The sequence below is a fragment of the Pseudomonas sp. LS-2 genome (assembly GCF_003605735.1).
Lineage (GTDB): Bacteria > Pseudomonadota > Gammaproteobacteria > Pseudomonadales > Pseudomonadaceae > Aquipseudomonas.
Genome location: NZ_QXTJ01000014.1, coordinates 163,227 through 181,808 on the forward strand (window position 1 = coordinate 163,227; position 18,582 = coordinate 181,808).

Here is an 18,582-nt window from a genome sequence, read left to right on the forward strand (position 1 = left end):
GCAGTCCGGCTTGCCGGCGGTAGCGATCATGAGGATGCCACCGCCAGCAAGGAGGGCTGCTTTAGGGATGTCGCTTATTTGCGGGCTTTGAGGATCACGAACTTCGGCGTTGCCGCCACTTGTTCCACCCCTCGGAACAACCGCGCCAGTTTGCTGTGATACCCCAGGTGCCGGTTGCCGACAATGTACAACGCACCGCCAGTGACCAGCGCCGAACGCGCCTGCTGGAACATGCGCCACGCCAGAAAATCCCCCACCACTTGTTGTTGATGGAACGGCGGATTACACAGCACCACATCCAGTGAATCAGGCTCCTGACCCGCCAGACCATCACCGGCGCGGATCACCGACTCGCGATCGCCGAAGGCCAGCTTCCAGTTTTCCTGCGCCGATTGCACAGCCATGAATGACTCATCCACCAGCGTGTACTGCGCATCGGGGTTGGCCCGTGCGCTGGCAATCGCCAACACGCCATTGCCGCAACCCAGATCCGCCACCCGCGCCGAGCCCAGGTTTTTCGGCAGATGGGGCAGAAACGCCCGCGTACCGATGTCCAGTCCGTCTCGGCAGAACACGTTGGCGTGGTTGATCAGCTCGATCTTCGGCTCGTCGAGCGTATAGCGGGTCGGAAACGGTGACGGCTGGACCGGTTTTATCTCAGGGCTGCAGATCAGCAGGCGCGCCTTTTTGACCGCCAGAGACGCCTGCACCGGGCCGATGTATTCCTCCATCAACTCGCCGGCCGAGCGTGGAAGGTGTTTGATCATTCCCGCCGCGACGACTTTGGCATCTGGCGCCAGTTGGCCTTGCAACCGAATCAGCTGTTCTTCCAGAAGCGCGAGGGTTTTCGGCACACGGATCAGCACCCAGTCGAAGGGGCCGCTCAGTGCCTCGCTGGCGGGAATCACAGGCACGGCGTCGTAGGCCTGGCCGTTGCGCACCAGATTCTTCTCCAGCCCCTGCGCCGCCAGAAACGAATCGGTGCTGCTGAACACGGCGGCGTGAGGCGCGAGACTGGCTGCCAGGGCGCCGAAGCTGTCATTGAGAATCAGCACGCGGGTCTGCAGCGTCAGCCCCTGCTCGGCGACATGATTGAGCAGGTATTCGTCCGCAGCATCGAATGCCTGCAAGGGTTCATCCGACTGCTCGGGTTGGCGGATCAGGTCGAGCTGGGCGAAAGGTGTGGTGAGCAGGGGCATGCGCAGGGTTATTCCGTTCGGTGACGACACGTAATTGCGGTCGGCGGAGGTCGCGTCAGTTGCAATGTTATCGAGCTGATGTAGGCCGCGATTTTACGTGTTTTTGCGTCTGGCGCACCTGTGGTTTTCTCGCCGTCTGCAATGGGCATCCAGGCCTCGAATGCTAGAAAACGCCGTTGCGCACTGCCTTCACCACGGCTGACATCTTGTTTTTGACGCCCATTTTGCGAATCGCATTTCTGATGTGGAAGTTCACCGTCCTCGATCTAAGGCTCAGAATGTCCCCCACTTCTGACGCCGTATTACCTTCAGCGCTCCACTTGAGGACTTCCACTTCACGAATGGTCAGGTCTTTGGCTGGGGGAATGGACACCTCCGTCATCTGCCCCAGATCCAGCGTTTGCTGCTTCATCTCAAGCCTCCATGCTCGATTTGTACTCCATCGGGTTTCAATTGGAGTCTAGGAAAAAAACCGATTGCGAATTTGCGCGGAGGTCGCGCGACTCATGGCTGGATGAGCCTGAAAAAAAGTCGGTGATGATTTAAATGTCTGAAAACTCAGGGGGTTATGTCCGCGCAATTGAATCCTTGTCGCCGAACGCGATAGACCCAATCGCGAAATAGTCTAAGAAAGTGGATGTCTCTTGCAGCGTGGTGCACGAGATACCACTACAAACCCGCGGTGTTTATCGGGACCGGTTTGCGGGAAACTGGCCGCACTTCAATGAGTGACAGGAGCCAGGAGCGCCCATGACTGCCAGTGCAGAAAAATTCACCCGGCAAACGCTGCTGAACGTGACCCCGCTGACCCCCAGCCTGTTCACCCTGCGCACCACCCGCGACCCGGGGTTTCGTTTCACGGCCGGGCAGTTTGCCCGGCTGGGTGTGACCAAAGCCGATGGCAGCACGGTCTGGCGGGCATACTCGGTGGTGTCGTCGCCCTTTGACGAATTTCTGGAATTCTTCTCTATTGTGGTTCCGGGAGGGGAGTTCACCAGTGAGCTCAGCCGCCTGCGCAAAGGCGACACGTTGATGGTGGAAAAACAGGCGGTGGGTTATCTCACGCTGGACCGCTTCACCGACGGTCGAGACCTTTGGATGTTATCCACAGGCACGGGCGTGGCGCCGTTTCTGTCGATCCTGCAGGACTTCGAAGTGTGGGAGAAATTCGAACGCATCATTCTGGTGTACAGCGTTCGGGAGGCGCAGGAGCTGGCCTACCAGGACCTGATCGCCGAACTGACCCAGCGTGAGTACTTGGCCGAATACGCTCACAAGTTCCAGTTCATCGCCACGGTCACCCGCGAAGAGCATCCCGGTGCAATGCATGGGCGTATCACCACGCTGATCGAGAACGGCGAGCTGGAAAGGGCGGCTGGGGTGGCACTGACGCCGGAGCACTCGCGGGTCATGATCTGCGGCAATCCGCAGATGATCGACGACACCCGAGCCCTTCTCAAGGCCCGCGACATGCGCCTGGCCCTGACCCGCAAACCGGGGCAGGTGGCAGTGGAGAATTATTGGTAGTTGTCGCTCCTGATCACTGTAGCAGCACGGGTCGCCGGCGGTGGCGTCATTGAGATCGCTACTGTCACGCTGTAGCAGCACGGCTTGCCGGCGGTGGCGATTTCAGGACCGCATCCGCCAGCAAACCGGCCTGCTACAGGGTGGTGTTGTTTAACCTCGACAGCATCTTTGCCCAGAGCAAAGGATGCGACTCAAACGAGTCGATCCGGATTTACAGGCAGCGGCGCTGCCGGCTTGCTGTTCTGCTCTTTGAGCAGATCACGGATCTCGGTCAGCAGGGTTTCCTGAGGGGTTGGAACCGGTGGAGCGCTTGGGGCCTTGGCTTCTTCGCGTTTTAGGCGGTTAATCGCCTTGACGCCCATGAAGATCGCAAAGGCCACGATGATGAAGTCGATCACGGTCTGGATGAACTTGCCGTAAGCCAGCACGACGGCGGGTGCCGTTCCTTCTGCGCCTCTCAAGGTGATTGCCAGATCACTGAAGTCCACGCCGCCAATCAGCAGCCCCAGAGGCGGCATGATTACATCGCCGACGAACGACGAAACGATCTTGCCGAATGCCGCGCCAATGATGATACCGACGGCCATGTCGACCACGTTCCCTTTGACGGCAAAGGCTTTGAACTCGCTTAGTACGCTCATGGTGTATTCCTTTGTTACAGATGAGGGTGGTGGATGCAGTGTATGTCAGCTACACGAATCCCGCGTAATCCATGCAATCGACCGGCTCCTGTTGGGTAAGTTTTATCGAATCACCCGAAAAGGTGGGTAGCGACCCCTTCACACGCAGGTGTTCGAGCCATGGGGTATCATTCTTTCTTTTTTACAGCGGGGGTTTCATGGCCAAGGCCAAACGCATGTATGGCTGCACCGAGTGCGGGGCGACCTTTCCCAAATGGGCCGGGCAATGCGGCGAATGCGGCGCGTGGAACACCTTGGTCGAAACGGTCATTGAAAGCGGTGGCGCGGCGGCTCCCAGTGGCCGTGCAGGCTGGACCGGCCAGCAGGCGCAGATCAAGACCCTGGCCGAAGTCAGCGTCGAAGAGATCCCGCGCTTCTCCACCAACTCCGCCGAACTGGACCGTGTGCTGGGTGGCGGCCTGGTCGATGGTTCGGTGGTGCTGATCGGCGGTGACCCTGGTATCGGCAAATCGACCATTCTTTTGCAGACCCTCTGTGCCATCGCTGAGCGCATGCCTGCTCTGTACGTCACGGGTGAGGAATCCCAACAGCAGGTCGCCATGCGTGCCCGGCGTCTGGGCCTGCCGCAGGACAAACTGCGGGTGATGACCGAAACCTGTATCGAAAGCATCATCGCCACGGCGCGGGTCGAGCAGCCGAAAGTCATGGTGATCGACTCCATCCAGACGATTTTCACCGAACAACTGCAATCGGCGCCGGGCGGTGTATCCCAGGTTCGCGAGAGCGCAGCATTGCTGGTTCGCTACGCCAAACAGAGCGGTACGGCCATCTTTCTCGTCGGTCACGTAACCAAGGAGGGTGCGTTGGCAGGCCCGCGCGTGCTCGAACACATGGTCGACACCGTGTTGTATTTCGAGGGCGAATCGGACGGTCGTCTGCGCCTGCTGCGCGCGGTGAAGAACCGTTTTGGCGCAGTCAACGAGCTTGGCGTGTTCGGCATGACCGACAAGGGCCTGAAAGAAGTCTCCAACCCCTCTGCGATCTTTCTGACGCGAGCGCAGGAAGCGGTTGCGGGCAGTGTGGTCATGGCGACGTGGGAAGGCACCCGGCCGATGCTGGTCGAAGTTCAGGCGCTGGTGGATGACAGCCATCTGTCCAATCCACGTCGCGTGACGCTGGGCCTGGATCAGAACCGTCTGGCGATGCTGCTGGCCGTTCTGCATCGGCATGGCGGCATTCCAACCCACGATCAGGACGTGTTCCTCAACGTCGTCGGCGGGGTGAAAGTGCTGGAAACCGCGTCAGACCTGGCGCTGATGGCCGCCGTGATGTCCAGCCTGCGCAACCGTGCGTTGCCGGGTGATCTGTTGGTGTTCGGTGAAGTGGGGTTGTCTGGCGAAGTGCGTCCGGTGCCCAGCGGTCAGGAACGCTTGAAAGAAGCGGCCAAGCACGGCTTCAAGCGCGCCATCGTGCCCAAGGGCAACGCACCGAAGGAGTCTCCGCCGGGGCTGACCGTGATTGCCGTGACCCGGCTCGATCAGGCGCTGGATGCGTTGTTTGAGGAGTAACCAGCGAGCTGGCGCTGTACTTTTCACCTGTAGCAGTCCGGCTTGCCGGCGGTGGCGTCCTCGAAACCGCTACCGCCGGCAAGCCGGACTGCTACAGGGGTGTATCTGTTAAATGCATGCTTTCAGACCTCAATCAACGCCGCCAACTCCCGTTCCAGCTCGTCGTGATCCGCCAGATTGAGTTCGATCAATCGCCGCAAGTGGGTCACTGAGTCCAGCCCTATGTGTTCACAGACGAACCCCAGATGGTTGTGGTCGTCGTGGGTCAGGCGTACTTCCATCTGCACATCGATATCAACGTTCAAATGAATGTCGACGATGAAAGGCTCGGCGGGATTGCCGAGCCATGACGATGGGCGCTCGATCAGCAGACCTTTTAGCGACAGGTCAATCAGGTGCACCGCCCAACTCTTGTCACCCTGAGTCAACTCGGTCTTGGCGTCGAACGAAATGCGTTTAAAGCGTCTGCGGTCTTCGTGGGAATCTGTCATGAGTCGACTTCTCCTTGGCTTCGTTGACTATAGGTCAAATCCCGAGCCAGACCATTGTGGGGGGTGGCCTTTCGCTCCAGCAGCGCTAAACTCTGGTGGCTGCTCACACAAGTCCACTCAGCTGGAAATAAAAAAAAATGAAAAACAATAATAGTCTGCTGCGCCACGTGCCCTGGCTGATGGTTGCGATTCTCGGGGCCTGGGCTCTGGGGGTGGTTGCATTGCGTCGGGGAGAGGCAATCAACGCACTCTGGATCGTCGTCGCTGCGGTCGCCATTTATCTGGTTGCGTATCGTTACTACAGCCTGTTCATCGCTTCGCGCGTCATGCAACTGGACCCGAATCGAGCCACGCCTGCGGTGCTCAACAACGATGGTCTGGACTACGTTCCGACCAACAAGCACATCCTCTTCGGTCACCACTTTGCCGCCATCGCCGGCGCAGGACCGCTTGTCGGCCCGGTGCTCGCCGCGCAAATGGGTTATCTGCCCGGCACGCTCTGGCTGATCGCCGGTGTGGTTCTGGCTGGTGCAGTGCAGGACTTCATGATCCTGTTCCTGTCCACGCGCCGTAACGGCCGCTCGCTGGGGGACATGGTCCGCGAAGAAATGGGCCGCATCCCTGGCACCATCGCTTTGTTCGGCTGCTTTCTGATCATGATCATCATCCTCGCGGTGCTGGCGCTGATCGTGGTCAAGGCCCTGGCCGAAAGTCCGTGGGGCATGTTCACCGTCATGGCGACCATTCCGATCGCGATGTTCATGGGCATCTACATGCGCTTCATCCGTCCGGGCCGTATTGGCGAGATTTCGGTGGTGGGCGTCGTGCTATTGCTGCTGTCGATCTGGATCGGCGGCCAGGTCGCAGCGAGCCCCGAGTGGGCGCCGCTGTTCACCTTCACCGGCGTGCAGATCACCTGGATGCTGGTCGGTTACGGGTTCGTGGCCGCGATGCTGCCGGTGTGGCTGGTGCTGGCGCCACGTGACTACCTGTCGACCTTCCTGAAAATCGGCACCATCGTCGCCTTGGCGATCGGCATCCTGATTCTGGCGCCTGAGCTGAAAATGCCGGCCCTGACCCAGTTCACCGACGGCACCGGCCCGGTCTGGAAGGGCACCCTGTTCCCGTTCCTGTTCATCACCATCGCCTGCGGAGCCGTGTCCGGCTTCCATGCGCTGATTTCCTCGGGTACTACGCCCAAATTGCTGGATAACGAGGTCAACGCGCGCTACATCGGTTACGGCGGCATGCTGATGGAATCGTTCGTGGCGATCATGGCGATGGTCGCGGCTTCAGTCATCGAACCTGGCGTTTACTTCGCCATGAACAGCCCGGCGGCGATTGTCGGGACCGACGTCAATGCTGTCGCGCAAATGGTCAGCAGTTGGGGCTTCGTGATTACCCCGGACCAATTGATCGCAACGGCCAAGGACATTGGCGAGAACACCGTACTGGCGCGTGCCGGTGGTGCGCCGACGCTGGCTGTGGGCATCGCGCAGATCCTGCACCAGGCGTTCCCCGGTCAGAACACCATGGCGTTCTGGTACCACTTCGCGATTCTGTTTGAGGCGCTGTTCATCCTGACCGCTGTCGACGCCGGTACCCGTGCCGGACGCTTCATGCTGCAAGACCTGCTGGGCAGCTTCGTGCCCGCCCTGAAACGCACCGAATCCTGGACCGCCAACGCCATTGGTACCGGTGGTTGCGTGGCGCTGTGGGGGTATCTGCTGTATCAGGGCGTGATCGATCCGCTGGGTGGCATCAACACCTTGTGGCCTCTGTTCGGTATCTCCAACCAGATGCTGGCGGGGATCGCGCTGATGCTGGCGACTGTCGTGCTGATCAAGATGAAGCGTCAGCAGTACGTGTGGGTCACCATTCTCCCGGCGTCCTGGCTGTTGATCTGTACCGTGACGGCGGGCTTCATCAAGCTGTTCGACCCGAGCCCTGCGGTCGGTTTCCTGGCGCTGGCGAAGAAGTACAGCGCGGCCGCTGACGCCGGTCAGGTGTTGGCTCCGGCCAAATCGATGGATCAGATGCAGCACGTGATTTTCAACGCTTACACCAACGCCGCTTTGACCACGCTGTTCCTGTTTGTGGTGTTGAGCATCTTGTTCTACGCAATCAAGGTAGGACGAGCTGCCTGGACCAAGAAAGAGCGTACCGACAAGGAATCGCCATTCCAGGCCTTCCCGAAAACCAACTGAGTGCGCTGTGAGGCGAGGAGCTGCATATGTTCAATGACCTGAGTCGTTTGGGGAAGTATCTGGGCCAGGCTGCGCGCCTGATGGTGGGCATGCCGGACTACGATAACTACGTCGAACATATGCAGAACAAACACCCGGACAAGCCGGTGATGTCGTACGAGGCGTTCTTTCGCGAGCGCCAGGACGCGCGTTACGGTGGCAAGGGTGGGCCCAAGTGCTGTTGATGGCTTGAGTCCGTTTACACTTGGTTGAACAACGCGCCACGCCTGTCGTGGCGCGTTTTCATTTGGCTGATACCTTGGCTCCATTCCACCTTGTAGGAGCGCGCTTGCCCGCGATCGCGTTGTGTCAGTCGCCATATCAGGCACAGACAGACAGGAATCGCGGGCAAGCGCGCTCCTACAGTTAGAAGTATTGACACGTTAGGAGAGCGCATGACCGCTTCGCAACCGATACCCGTCACCGTCCTGAGTGGTTTTCTCGGCGCGGGCAAGACCACGTTGCTGCGTCACCTGCTCAAGGAAGAGNGATGCAGGCGTCGACACCCAGTTGCTGGGCGACGAGCCGGTGCAGGTCATGACCCTGTCCAACGGCTGCGTGTGCTGCACCATTCACACCGACCTGACCAAGGCGCTGTTCTTGCTGCTGGAACGGCTGGACAGTGGCGAGATCGCATTCGACCGTCTGGTGATCGAGTGCACCGGTCTGGCCGATCCCGCCCCCGTGGCACAGACGTTCTTCATCGACGAAGAGCTGCGCGAGCGTTACATCCTGGACGGCATCATCACCCTGGTGGACGCCGCCCACGCCGACACCCACCTTGAACAAACCATCGCTCAGGCGCAGATCGGCTTCGCTGACCGGTTGCTGGTGAGCAAGACGGATCTGGTAGACGAGGCGACCTTCAACGCCTTGAGCGACCGACTGACCCGCATCAACCGCCGTGCCCCGATCCGCGTGGTCGAGCATGGCAAGATCGATCTGGCTGAGCTGCTCGATGTGCGTGGTTTCAACCTCAATGCCGATGTCGGCGGCATGGTGCTTCGTCCGGCGGCGCCGGCTGGGCGCTCCATCGACCGCATCAGCAGTCTGGTGTTGCGCAGTGACAAGGCGCTGGATATCGACAAACTCAGCGAGTTCATGAACGAGTTGCTCGAAGACCACGGCAAACAGTTGCTGCGCTACAAAGGCGTGCTCAACATCGCCGGTGAAGACCGCAAGCTGGTGTTTCAGGGCGTATTGAAACTGTACGGCTTCGACTTCGATGTGGAGTGGGGCGCAGACGAAAAGCGCGAGAGTGTGATCGTGTTCATCGCCGATGATCTGCCGGAAGAAAAGATTCGGGAAGGGTTTGCCAGGGTGGCGGCGCAGTAAGTCTGCTCACCGGGCAATCGTAGGAGTGAGCTTGCTCGCGATTCGGTACGTCAGTTGCCAGAGCAGTGTCTGACCTAGCCCATCGCGAGCAAGCTCACTCCTACGGGGTACTCATCACTGCCAACAAAAAGCCCGGCTCAAGAGCCGGGCTTTTCAGTTCAAGCGACTGCTATCAAGCGCCGTAAACCGGCAGTTTGGCGCAGATGGCTTTGACTTTCTCGCGAACGGCGTCGATCACCGCTTCGTTGTTCAGGTCAGCCAGGATGTCGCAGATCCAGCCAGCCAGTTCCTTGCACTCTGCTTCCTTGAAGCCACGAGTGGTGACGGCCGGAGTACCAAAGCGCAGGCCGGAAGTGACGAACGGGGAGCGTGGGTCGTTTGGCACGGAGTTCTTGTTCACGGTGATGAACGCCTTGCCCAGCGCGGCGTCGGCGTCTTTACCGGAGATGTCCTGCTTGATCAGGGACAGCAGGAACAGGTGGTTTTCGGTACCGCCGGACACCACGTCGAAACCGCGCTCGATGAACACCGCGGCCATGGCCTTGGCGTTCTTCACGACTTGCTGCTGGTAAGTCTTGAACTCAGGCTGCAGTGCTTCCTTGAAGCAGATTGCCTTGGCCGCGATGACGTGCTCCAGAGGACCGCCCTGACCGCCCGGGAATACGGCCGAGTTCAGTTTCTTCTCGATCTCGGCGTTGGCTTTTGCCAGGATCAGGCCGCCACGCGGACCGCGCAGGGTCTTGTGGGTGGTGGTGGTCACGACGTCAGCGAATGGAACCGGGTTCGGGTAGACGCCGGCGGCGACCAGACCGGCCACGTGAGCCATGTCGACGAACAGGTAAGCACCGACCTTGTCAGCGATGGCGCGGAAGCGGGCGAAGTCCAGAATCTGCGAGTAGGCCGAGAAACCGGCCACGATCATTTTTGGCTTGTGCTCGACCGCCAGGCGCTCGACTTCGTCGTAGTCGATCAAGCCATTGCCGTCGATGCCGTACTGAACAGCGTTGTACAGCTTGCCGGAGGAAGAAACGCTGGCGCCGTGAGTCAGGTGACCACCGTGGGCCAGGCTCATGCCCAGAATGGTGTCGCCGGCGTTCAGCAGAGCCAGGTAAACGGCGCTGTTGGCTTGCGAGCCAGCGTGCGGCTGAACGTTGGCGTAGTCGGCGCCGAACAGCTCTTTGGCGCGGTCGATGGCCAGTTGCTCAACGATGTCGACGTATTCACAGCCGCCGTAGTAACGCTTGCCCGGGTAGCCTTCCGCGTACTTGTTGGTCAGTACCGAACCTTGGGCTTCCATGACGGCTGGGCTGGTGTAGTTTTCCGAGGCGATCAGCTCGATGTGCGCTTCCTGGCGCTTGGCTTCTTGCTCCATAGCGGCATACAGGTCGGAGTCGTACTTGGCGATAGTCAAATTACGGCTGAACATGGCGGTCCTCGGGGATCAGGCGGTAGAAAAGGGGGGCATTCTACCCCATCGGCTTTTATCTGGCATATGAAAGCCGGTCATGTCGTGGACAAGCGGTTTTCATGCGGCTGAACGGCTGAACGGCTGAACGGCTGAACGGCTGAACGGCTGACACCTGATCCTGTAGCAGTCCGGCTTGCCGGCGGTGACGTCCTCAGGATCGCTGCCGCCGGCAAGCCGGACTGCTACGGTGGGCGCCGTGTCATATCAATCCAGCATAAAAAGCTGAGCGCCGATTCATTCAATCGAGCATAAACAGCGCGTCATTGCTGAATTGCGCTTCGAAGCGCTGGGCCGGCATCGGGCGACCGAACAGGTAGCCCTGCACCTCGTCGCAGCCGTGTTCACGCAGGAACTCAAGCTGCTCGTGGGTCTCCACACCCTCGGCGATGACCGCCAGGTTCAGGCTGTGAGCCATGGCGATAATGGCGCGGGCGATTTGCGCGTCCTGCTCGCCCGAAGGCAGACCGTCAACGAAGGTGCGGTCGATCTTCAGCACGTCGATGGGGAACTGCTTGAGGTAATTCAGCGACGAGTAGCCGGTGCCGAAGTCGTCGACCGCAATGCTCAAGCCCAGACGTTTGAGGCCGTCGAGGATCTGCATGGCCTCGCTGACTTCGCGCATCAGGATACTTTCGGTCAGCTCAAGCTCCAGGCATGCCGGCGGCAACCCCGTTTCCTGAAGGATATTGGCAATGCGCATGCCCAACTGCCCATCGGAAAACTGCCGCGCGGAGATGTTGACCGACACCTTGGGCACGCGAACCTTGGCCTTGTGCCATTCGCGCAACTGGCGGCAGGCTTCCTTGAGCACCCACTCGCCGACTTCCACGACCAGCCCGAGTTCTTCCAGGACCGGGATGAAGTCCCCTGGCGGCACCAGCCCCCGACGCGGATGACGCCAGCGCAACAGTGCCTCGGTACCGGTCAGGCGCTTGCCGTCGCCGCTGAACTGCGGTTGGTAATACAGGGTGAACTCTTCCTGCTCCAACGCGTGACGCAGGTCGCTTTCCAGCTCCAGGCGCTCCAGGGCGCTGGCGTTCATGTCAGCCTGATAGAACTGGAAGTTATTCTTGCCGCGCTCCTTGGCGTGATACATCGCCGTGTCGGCGTTCTTCATCAACTGGCTCAGTTCGTTGCCGTCCTGAGGACTCAGCGCGATGCCGATGCTGGCGGTGACGAAGAACTCGCGGCCTTCGAGCACGAACGGTTTCACCAGGCTCGCCAGAATCTGTTCAGCCACATGGATGGCGCGGGTCAATGCCGCCTGTTGCGTGGCGCCCGGTTGCAGCAGCAGGGTGAACTCGTCGCCGCCCATGCGCGCCACGGTATCGTCTTCGGCTACACACGCCAGCAGGCGCAAAGCCATTTCCTTGAGCATGCGATCGCCAGCGGCGTGGCCGAGCGAGTCGTTGATAGGCTTGAAACGGTCCAGATCCAGGAACATCAACACCACCCACGCATGCTGACGCTCGGCGTGCTGCAGGGCGGTGTGCAGACGGTCCTGAAACAATGTGCGGTTGGGCAGGTGAGTCAGGGCGTCGTAATAGGCCAGTCGGTGGATACGCTGTTCGCTGGCCTTGCGTTCGCTGATGTCGCTGAAGAAACACACGTAGCTCGCCAGATCACCTTCGTCGTCGAAGACTGCCGTGATGCCGACCCAGGCCGGATAGTGCTCGCCGTCGCGGCGCTTGAGCCAGAGTTCGCCCTCCCAACTGCCGCGTTGATACAGCTGCTTGAGGACATACCCCATGTGCGCTTCTTGCTGGTCCTCGACGGTCAGCATCATCGGCATTTGATCGAGCACCTGGGAGACGGCATAGCCGCTCACCCGACTGAACGCATCATTGGCCTGGACGATGTAACCGGCAGGGTCGGTGATCAGGATCGCTGAGGTGGAGTGTTCGAATACCGTTGCCGCCATGCGCAGGTCTTTTTCTGCACGCCGCTGCTGGCTGATGTCACGGCCAACACCGAGAATGCCTTCGAACGCGCCGGCGTCGTCCCACACCAGGACCAGCCTGAACTCCCCCGGAATCTTGCGTCCATCGGCGCGCAGACAGTCGAACAGAAACAGCTGCGACGTCACCTCGTTGCGCAACGCTGCCAGCGCATCCGGCTTGCCACGCGCCTTGCTGACCCGGTGCAACAGCGCGTACAGCGTCGACAATTGCTGAGGGTTGGCGATGATCGAGTTCCAGCCGTTCTGCAAGATCCATTCGGCGCTGTAGCCCAGTACCGCGTTGACGGAGGGGCTGACGTAGTTGGGCGCCAGTTGTGGATCGGTCGAGAAGATCACGTCGCTGATGCTTTCAGCGAGCATGCGATAGCGTTGTTCACTGTCGCGCAGAGACTGGCCGGCCTCGATCTGTTCGGTGATGTCTTTGGCGACCCCGATAATCCGTGTGACGCGGCCGTTCTTGTCGGGGGCGAGTGCCTGTTCGCGGATGTCGAAGCGGCGCCAGTTTCCATGGCGGTCACGGAACCGCAACTGGCATTCGGTCAACGCGTTCCGGCCTTCCTGGGTGCGGGTCACCCGCAACTGTTCGTAGCGTTCGATATCATCCTGATGCAGGAGAATTTCCCAGAAGTACTCCCCCATCTGCTGCAGCTCGTCTCTGCTATAGCCCAGTGTCTGGCCCAGGTGATGGTTGCTGTAGATCATGCGTCGGCTGACGACGTCCTGAACGTAGAGGTGATCGGGAACGGTGCGAACGACATCCGACCAGAAACTTTCTCGCTCCAGCAGCGCCAGTTCGGCCTGCTTGCGATTGGTGACATCGTTGATATTGAGGATCACGGCATTGAATTCTTCCGGCTGCTCGGGCAGTCGGACTACCAGCCACAAGTGCTGATCCTGTCCATCGGCATCGGGCAGCAGGATTTCCAGTTCCAGCTGCGGCTGGCGATCAAGGACGGCGCTGATCAACTGCAAGCCGATGCCTTGGTTGGAGCGAGGACAGCCTTCGATCAACTGCTGCCAGACCTGTTCGGCGGAGTCGGCGCGAAGCAGGCTGGCGGCGACCTGATTGACTTCGGTTATACGTAACTGATGCAGCAGACCGGTGAGTTGATCCGGGTCGTCGGCCAGGCGCTTGTGCAGATCGGCGCTGTCGTTGAGCTGTAAATGCTTCAGGTACTCCGGGAGATCGGACAGGTCGAGCACGCAGAGTGCGACGCCAGTCCCTTCGAAGATGTCTTTGTAGCGGCGGCGGCTCTCATGCAGTTGCAGTTGGCGGCGCCGCAGGCTGCGCAGGGCCAGCAGGGGAATGATGGAGCAGAGCAGCGCAATCAGGCATTTGACCACCAGCGGTGCGATCAGGATTTCGCGTGCCTTGTCAGGATCGAACAGGCCTCGCAGTTGCCAGTCGCTGTTGGTCAGTGGTTCGAGCAGGACGGTCTGGACGCTGTCGGCGGCCCTTTCACTGACGACCTGGTTGCGGTAGATCAGGCGCTGGGTGGAACGGTTTTCCAGCTGCCAGGCGGGTTGAAAGTCCTGGTCGCTTTGTCGGGTCAGAGACTTGAGTGCCTGCGTGCTCATGCGCAGTGCCCAGTAGCGTTCGCTGTCGTTACCGGGCTGGCGAACGAACAGGTAGAACAGCGAATCGTCCTGTGCATCGGCGTAATAGTAGGTACGACCCTGGATCCGCTCGCGCTGACGAGTCAAAAAGTCGGCGTCCTGACTGCCCTGAGCGCTATCGGCGACAATGCTCGCGTTGCTGTCCAGCCATGCCAGGCTGCGCAGGCCGGGCAGCGACTGACGCAGCCGATCGAGCATCGCCGCGCGCTGTTCGTCCGTTTGAGGCCGGTTCCTGGCATCGTCCAGCATGTTGAGTGCAACCTGGGCATCGAGCGCCATATTCAGGCTCAGCCGATCCGCCAGTTGAATGCTGTAGTCGACGCTGCGCTGGTGCTGGCGTTCTTGAGTCTGCTGGAACTGCTCGATCAGTTGCCATAACAAAAGCACGAGCATGAGCAGCACCAGCACTGCCAGTGCGCCTTTGAGCGAGCCTCGCAAAGGCATGGCCGTCGCGCTTTTGGAAGAGCGCAATGCAGAGGTGGAGGTTGGTGTGGACAAACTGTGATCCTGACTGCTGGACTGAATCAGCGTGTGCGTTATGCACTATAAGCTCGACGCCCAAATGGCGGCTAGCATGCCCTGACTTGTGGCAGAGTGCCAGCCCCATTGGGCTGCACGGTTTGCCCTGTCGACTGCATTCGGGTAGCTTTGCGCCACGCGCGACGTGCCCGATTTCTGCAAGCCTTGCGCAACGCTTGCAAACATTGCTCCAGCTTTATTACCGGTACTCGGAAGTTTTGTCGCGGCTATTCTGGTCAAGCCTCATCAATTCAAGGCCCGGAAGCGGCCGACGGCAAGTTGCGAAGATAAATAAACGCTGATTTTGCGACGGAGCACCGGCTTTGTAACGCTGGTTCGCGCCTTTATTCACTGTCATAACCCAGGTTTTCATTCCATGGCTCAATACGGTTATCTACCCTATTAGGTTTTAGTCATGTTTTGCGGCCTGAAGCCCAGCCCCGACGGTTACTAGTTTTCAAGCCTGCCCAACATTTTTTTTGCTCGCTGTCCTGCGTCAGGGCAGAGCTTTTAGTTAGCTTTTGATGGTTTTGAGCCAATTTCGGCTCCAAAACCTAACTTTTTTAAGCGACCTCTGATTGCTCCATGTCAGGTATCACGATGCAGATATCACACCGCTAATGTGCCGAAGCCGATGACATCAGCTGCCAAGCCGATACGCGTTTCAACAATGATGCCTTCATCTACGACGCTTTAAAAAATGAATACATTTGTCCGGCTGGAGAGGCATTGATTCGGCGTTTTTTTCCAGCGTTGAAAAAGGTCTGAGTTTATACCGTTACTGGGGTTCGAAATGCCTAGGCTGTGCCTTGACATCGCAGTGCACACCCAGTACAGCACGACGAATCAGACACTGGGAGCATGACGCTGTATCGGAGGAAATGCAGAACCGGCTGATCAAATCATCGGAGATGATGCGAGTCCGAAAGCTGATGGTTGAGCATCCCTTCGGGACGCTTAAGCAATGGATGAATGCGACGCGCCTCCTGACCCGAAAGCTGGCCGGAGTGAGCGCAGAAATGAGCTTGAATGTGCTCGCCTAAAATTTGAAACGGGTCATGAAATCATCGGCGCTAAGGATTAAGACGGCTTCATAGGACAGGCTTGCCGAGCTGCTAGCTCACAGCAGCGCAGCGATAGCGGTGACTACTTGGACAATGCCGCTTACAGCCTCGATGTCGCTAAATCGTTCAACGACTGCTAGCGCCTTGGCAGTCAGGATTTGCGACGTGGGACTACGGTTGATGCGGGCGTGTTTGGCGCAGGCATACGGGGACCTCACTAGCGATCCGACCTGTGCTGAAACTTAACCTGCGGAATGGCGAAATGCCGTACGCACCCAACTTTATCTTACTCATGACAAACCCCGTACGGCAAATAGGGCTACAGCAGCCAATTATGCTTTCGTGCCACAGTCAGCTATCGACCCATAGCGGCCGGTCCACTCAATGCGGCATACCAGGCCACTCCAAACTGTAGAGCGGACGTTCGCTTGTCCCATGCTCAGGGGCAGCCGAGCCCAGAAATCGTGGTAAATTGCTGAACAAATTTAACTACGAGTGCACTTAGGATGGGCTTAATATCTTTATCTAATCTCGAGATGAAATTTAGTGGAATTTGGCGCCGCGCGCTTAATGAGTCGTCGTTGAGCGCTTTGACACCGGAACTCATTGAAAAGTGGGCTAGCGAAAAAAGATTGACTAATCCGGTCGCGAAGTTTGCAGATATCGGTGCGTTCCATCCGACGCCATGTATTGTCCTCAGTGTCGACGGTGGCAAAGCATGTTTTCCTACAATACCAGTCTCCGGCGATGAAAGCTGGGAAGTAAGGCGAAAGCAACACGACGATCAAGCTGATCTTTGGGACAAGGTCGAGTGGTTTATGCCGCTTTGGCTACCGATGGGTGAATTATTTAAGCTGCTTAGTTCTGTCAGAAGTGTACCTAGAGAGCGTGCGCTTGAGCTTTTCGATTATCACACGTCAACGCTATACACATTGGCTTTCCAAGCGGTTTGTATCGAACAGATCTTGCCCCTTGCTCGCAGCCTTAAAGAGATCGTGCCGTTGGCGCGGGAGGCCTATTTAGGGGCGTATAGCGGTTATTGGGCTACTAGCGTTGGAACTTTGATACCGGCTATCGAAGGCAGTTTGACAAGAATTGTTTCTGACCTCGGGCCTAAAGCTACTGCTGCGGATAAAATTGATCATGCAATAAACCGCGCGATCGAAACTGCTGCACGGCTGCACTTTGAAAACATGTGGGTACCGTCTGGATATAGGACTTGTGACTACCTATTCGGGCAAGATGAACGTGTATTCGCCTTCGAGACATTCCGGAGATGGCTCAAGAATCATTTTTTCTGTAATACCAGCGAATACCGGGGTGTAACTTGGCTCAATCGACACATGTTTGCGCACGGCACCGTAGCGTCATGGCAGAAACCTGCGAATTTTGCTCGGATGGTAGTTGCGCTCGCGACACTTGCGGCTATTGAGTCCTGGTACGACGCCTCTCACAGTGTTTCGTTTTTTCTCCCTGATATGAATGACGATAGTACGTTTCTCTGGCAACAGGCTCTGCTTCGAGGGGATGTTCAGATGAAGCTGAAACTCGCTGAACAGGATCACTTCCAGAAGTATGGACGCCTTGTCCCAGCATTGCCGGCAGACAATGGCGTATTGCTCCGTAAGGCCCTCCTTTCTAAGCAATGTATGACTGATTTGGTCCGACCTTTGCGCGATGCTGGCTGGAACGTGAAAGTCAACGAACCTGATGATAAAGCACTTTATATGACCGTCAACGCTTTTCTCGACGAGGAGCTTTTCAGTGTTGCGCTGCTCTATAGCTGCGGAACTGAAAATAGCATTTATAAAATGCTTGCTAATGAATGCGTAGCAATCCTCTATTGTGGGCCTCCGTATAAACAGGAGTCATACGCCTACGGAATTACAGTTCATGTCGGGCCTGTCTTGGGATGGCAGCCCCCAAAAGCGGGTTGGAAAAACGGTATTCATTAGACGGCTGGACCGCCGCGCGACCCTTCAGAAGCAAACTCATAGAATTCGGTTTGGACCGGCCCGGATTTCGTAGATGCTCAATGTCGTTCTGGCCGATATGAGCCGGTTCCTCAAACTGCTTCGAGGCGAATGCCTTTCACCCCTGGCTAAATTCGCGAAGCGGTCCAGGCCCCACAGGAACCCGCTATGCGGAATTGGCCCAGAGGCAGCTCTCAATCCAAAGCAGACATCCGGCTGCTTCTTCAGCTGGGAACCCTAATAACGGGAAGCCAACACTTCTCCTGCTGCGATGCGTGAGAAAACAACGTGAGGATCTGTTTGGCACCAGTATCTAAAGAAAAGGAGAGGTTCATCTTCTCCAAAAAACTGCGTCACTGGGCTCTCAATTGGTACCACCAGTTTGGGGGCCTCCCATTGCTGTGCGAGAACACCAATTGGTTGGCCTGACGCGCAGATAATCCAGGTAGCTTCATCTCCACTGATGCTGGGCAGGTAGTGCATGGTCTGTATGGCTTCTAACGCTGTACCCAATGTTGCAGTCGGATCGAGCCTGACTGAGTTGGCATGGCTGATCAGATCGTCACCCGCATGGACGCTGTCTCGATCAATGGCAAGTATCAGCATCATGGCTCCCCTCAGAAAATTGTATTCAGACCAAACAGCGTATGGGGCTGAACGGGAAGCTGTCCACAGTCCGCTTTTGGCCGGTAGCTGCCTGTCGTCACCAACTGCTACCGACTGACATCGATACCACGGCGGGCCAGGGTTGAACCCTGAGCACATGCTAGGCTCGACCACTGTTCAGGCACTGATGGCCAGTTCTGACCCACAAGCGGGTCACACCGGAATGAGATCGTTAAGCTATTTTTTCGTTAACCTTCAAGATTAACGAAAAAATAGCTTAACGATGCTTGCCTGCGCTGGAGGTAGAAATCCTGTTGCACCTTGCCTGCATGGTGCTCAGCGGCTCTCACCTGCTTCGATACCCACCA

General features: G+C 58.1%; 12 protein-coding genes and 3 pseudogenes. 8 read left to right on the forward strand and 7 right to left on the reverse strand.

Annotated features, from left to right (window positions below):
- Nucleotides 1-74: 74 nt before the first annotated feature.
- Nucleotides 75-1,199: a methyltransferase gene (locus D3M70_RS07825; protein WP_120125232.1), complete on the reverse strand. Its 1,125-nt coding sequence runs from the start codon at nt 1,197-1,199 to the stop codon at nt 75-77.
- 163 nt (nt 1,200-1,362) lie between these two features.
- Complete coding sequence (locus tag D3M70_RS07830) at nt 1,363-1,611, reverse strand: helix-turn-helix transcriptional regulator (RefSeq protein ID WP_256659749.1); 249 nt, start codon at nt 1,609-1,611, stop codon at nt 1,363-1,365.
- A 338-nt stretch (nt 1,612-1,949) separates the two neighbouring features.
- On the opposite strand from D3M70_RS07830, the gene D3M70_RS07835 reads away from it, so the two are divergent.
- Nucleotides 1,950-2,726, forward strand: a complete 777-nt coding sequence (locus D3M70_RS07835) for a ferredoxin--NADP reductase (RefSeq protein WP_120125233.1) — start codon at nt 1,950-1,952, stop codon at nt 2,724-2,726.
- Nucleotides 2,727-2,917: 191 nt separating this feature from the next.
- Here D3M70_RS07835 and mscL read toward each other — a convergent pair whose 3' ends face one another.
- Nucleotides 2,918-3,367 carry a large-conductance mechanosensitive channel protein MscL gene (gene mscL / locus D3M70_RS07840; protein WP_120125234.1) on the reverse strand — a complete coding sequence of 150 codons (450 nt, stop codon included), beginning with the start codon at nt 3,365-3,367 and terminating at the stop codon, nt 2,918-2,920.
- Nucleotides 3,368-3,564: 197 nt separating this feature from the next.
- On the opposite strand from mscL, the gene radA reads away from it, so the two are divergent.
- Nucleotides 3,565-4,935, forward strand: coding sequence for a DNA repair protein RadA (gene radA / locus D3M70_RS07845; RefSeq protein WP_062390018.1), 1,371 nt, complete (start codon nt 3,565-3,567; stop codon nt 4,933-4,935).
- 122 nt (nt 4,936-5,057) lie between these two features.
- Here radA and D3M70_RS07850 read toward each other — a convergent pair whose 3' ends face one another.
- Nucleotides 5,058-5,426: a PilZ domain-containing protein gene (locus tag D3M70_RS07850; RefSeq protein WP_120125235.1), complete on the reverse strand. Its 369-nt coding sequence runs from the start codon at nt 5,424-5,426 to the stop codon at nt 5,058-5,060.
- Nucleotides 5,427-5,563: 137 nt separating this feature from the next.
- Here D3M70_RS07850 and D3M70_RS07855 point away from each other — a divergent pair, with 137 nt between their 5' ends.
- The 4 genes and pseudogenes from D3M70_RS07855 to D3M70_RS07865 form a co-directional block, all read left to right on the forward strand.
- The gene (locus tag D3M70_RS07855) at nt 5,564-7,633 is read left to right on the forward strand and encodes a carbon starvation CstA family protein (RefSeq protein ID WP_120125236.1); all 2,070 of its coding nucleotides are present in this window, start codon (nt 5,564-5,566) and stop codon (nt 7,631-7,633) included.
- Nucleotides 7,634-7,659: 26 nt separating this feature from the next.
- A complete protein-coding gene (locus tag D3M70_RS07860) occupies nt 7,660-7,857 on the forward strand; it encodes a YbdD/YjiX family protein (protein ID WP_081566497.1) in 198 nt (65 codons plus the stop codon).
- A 210-nt stretch (nt 7,858-8,067) separates the two neighbouring features.
- A pseudogene (locus D3M70_RS32835) lies at nt 8,068-8,160 on the forward strand (GTP-binding protein); the annotation flags it as partial.
- Between the two features lies 1 nt (nt 8,161).
- Nucleotides 8,162-9,007 (forward strand): annotated as a pseudogene (locus tag D3M70_RS07865) (GTP-binding protein); the annotation flags it as partial.
- Between the two features lie 172 nt (nt 9,008-9,179).
- On the opposite strand, the gene glyA reads toward D3M70_RS07865, so the two are convergent.
- Together glyA and D3M70_RS07875 are read right to left on the reverse strand one after the other, a co-directional pair.
- Nucleotides 9,180-10,433, reverse strand: coding sequence for a serine hydroxymethyltransferase (gene glyA / locus D3M70_RS07870; RefSeq protein ID WP_120125237.1), 1,254 nt, complete (start codon nt 10,431-10,433; stop codon nt 9,180-9,182).
- A 280-nt stretch (nt 10,434-10,713) separates the two neighbouring features.
- The gene (locus D3M70_RS07875; RefSeq protein ID WP_120125238.1) at nt 10,714-14,496 is read right to left on the reverse strand and encodes an EAL domain-containing protein; all 3,783 of its coding nucleotides are present in this window, start codon (nt 14,494-14,496) and stop codon (nt 10,714-10,716) included.
- Between the two features lie 688 nt (nt 14,497-15,184).
- On the opposite strand from D3M70_RS07875, the pseudogene D3M70_RS07880 reads away from it, so the two are divergent.
- Both D3M70_RS07880 and D3M70_RS07890 read left to right on the forward strand, forming a co-directional pair.
- Nucleotides 15,185-15,611: pseudogene (locus tag D3M70_RS07880) on the forward strand (transposase); the annotation flags it as partial.
- 605 nt (nt 15,612-16,216) lie between these two features.
- Nucleotides 16,217-17,590, forward strand: coding sequence for a hypothetical protein (locus tag D3M70_RS07890; RefSeq protein ID WP_120125239.1), 1,374 nt, complete (start codon nt 16,217-16,219; stop codon nt 17,588-17,590).
- A gap of 255 nt (nt 17,591-17,845) precedes the next feature.
- On the opposite strand, the gene D3M70_RS07895 is transcribed toward D3M70_RS07890, so the two are convergent.
- The gene (locus D3M70_RS07895) at nt 17,846-18,217 is read right to left on the reverse strand and encodes a hypothetical protein (RefSeq protein ID WP_256659751.1); all 372 of its coding nucleotides are present in this window, start codon (nt 18,215-18,217) and stop codon (nt 17,846-17,848) included.
- Nucleotides 18,218-18,582 lie beyond the last annotated feature (365 nt).

Coding starts and splice junctions, on each gene's coding strand:
- D3M70_RS07850 (WP_120125235.1), bottom strand. CDS start 5,426: ATGACAGATTCCCACGAAGACCGCAGACGCTTTAAACGCATTTCGTTC.
- D3M70_RS07835 (WP_120125233.1), top strand. CDS start 1,950: ATGACTGCCAGTGCAGAAAAATTCACCCGGCAAACGCTGCTGAACGTG.
- glyA (WP_120125237.1), bottom strand. CDS start 10,433: ATGTTCAGCCGTAATTTGACTATCGCCAAGTACGACTCCGACCTGTAT.
- D3M70_RS07895 (WP_256659751.1), bottom strand. CDS start 18,217: ATGATGCTGATACTTGCCATTGATCGAGACAGCGTCCATGCGGGTGAC.
- mscL (WP_120125234.1), bottom strand. CDS start 3,367: ATGAGCGTACTAAGCGAGTTCAAAGCCTTTGCCGTCAAAGGGAACGTG.
- D3M70_RS07825 (WP_120125232.1), bottom strand. CDS start 1,199: ATGCCCCTGCTCACCACACCTTTCGCCCAGCTCGACCTGATCCGCCAA.
- D3M70_RS07855 (WP_120125236.1), top strand. CDS start 5,564: ATGAAAAACAATAATAGTCTGCTGCGCCACGTGCCCTGGCTGATGGTT.
- D3M70_RS07875 (WP_120125238.1), bottom strand. CDS start 14,496: ATGCCTTTGCGAGGCTCGCTCAAAGGCGCACTGGCAGTGCTGGTGCTG.
- radA (WP_062390018.1), top strand. CDS start 3,565: ATGGCCAAGGCCAAACGCATGTATGGCTGCACCGAGTGCGGGGCGACC.
- D3M70_RS07860 (WP_081566497.1), top strand. CDS start 7,660: ATGTTCAATGACCTGAGTCGTTTGGGGAAGTATCTGGGCCAGGCTGCG.
- D3M70_RS07830 (WP_256659749.1), bottom strand. CDS start 1,611: ATGAAGCAGCAAACGCTGGATCTGGGGCAGATGACGGAGGTGTCCATT.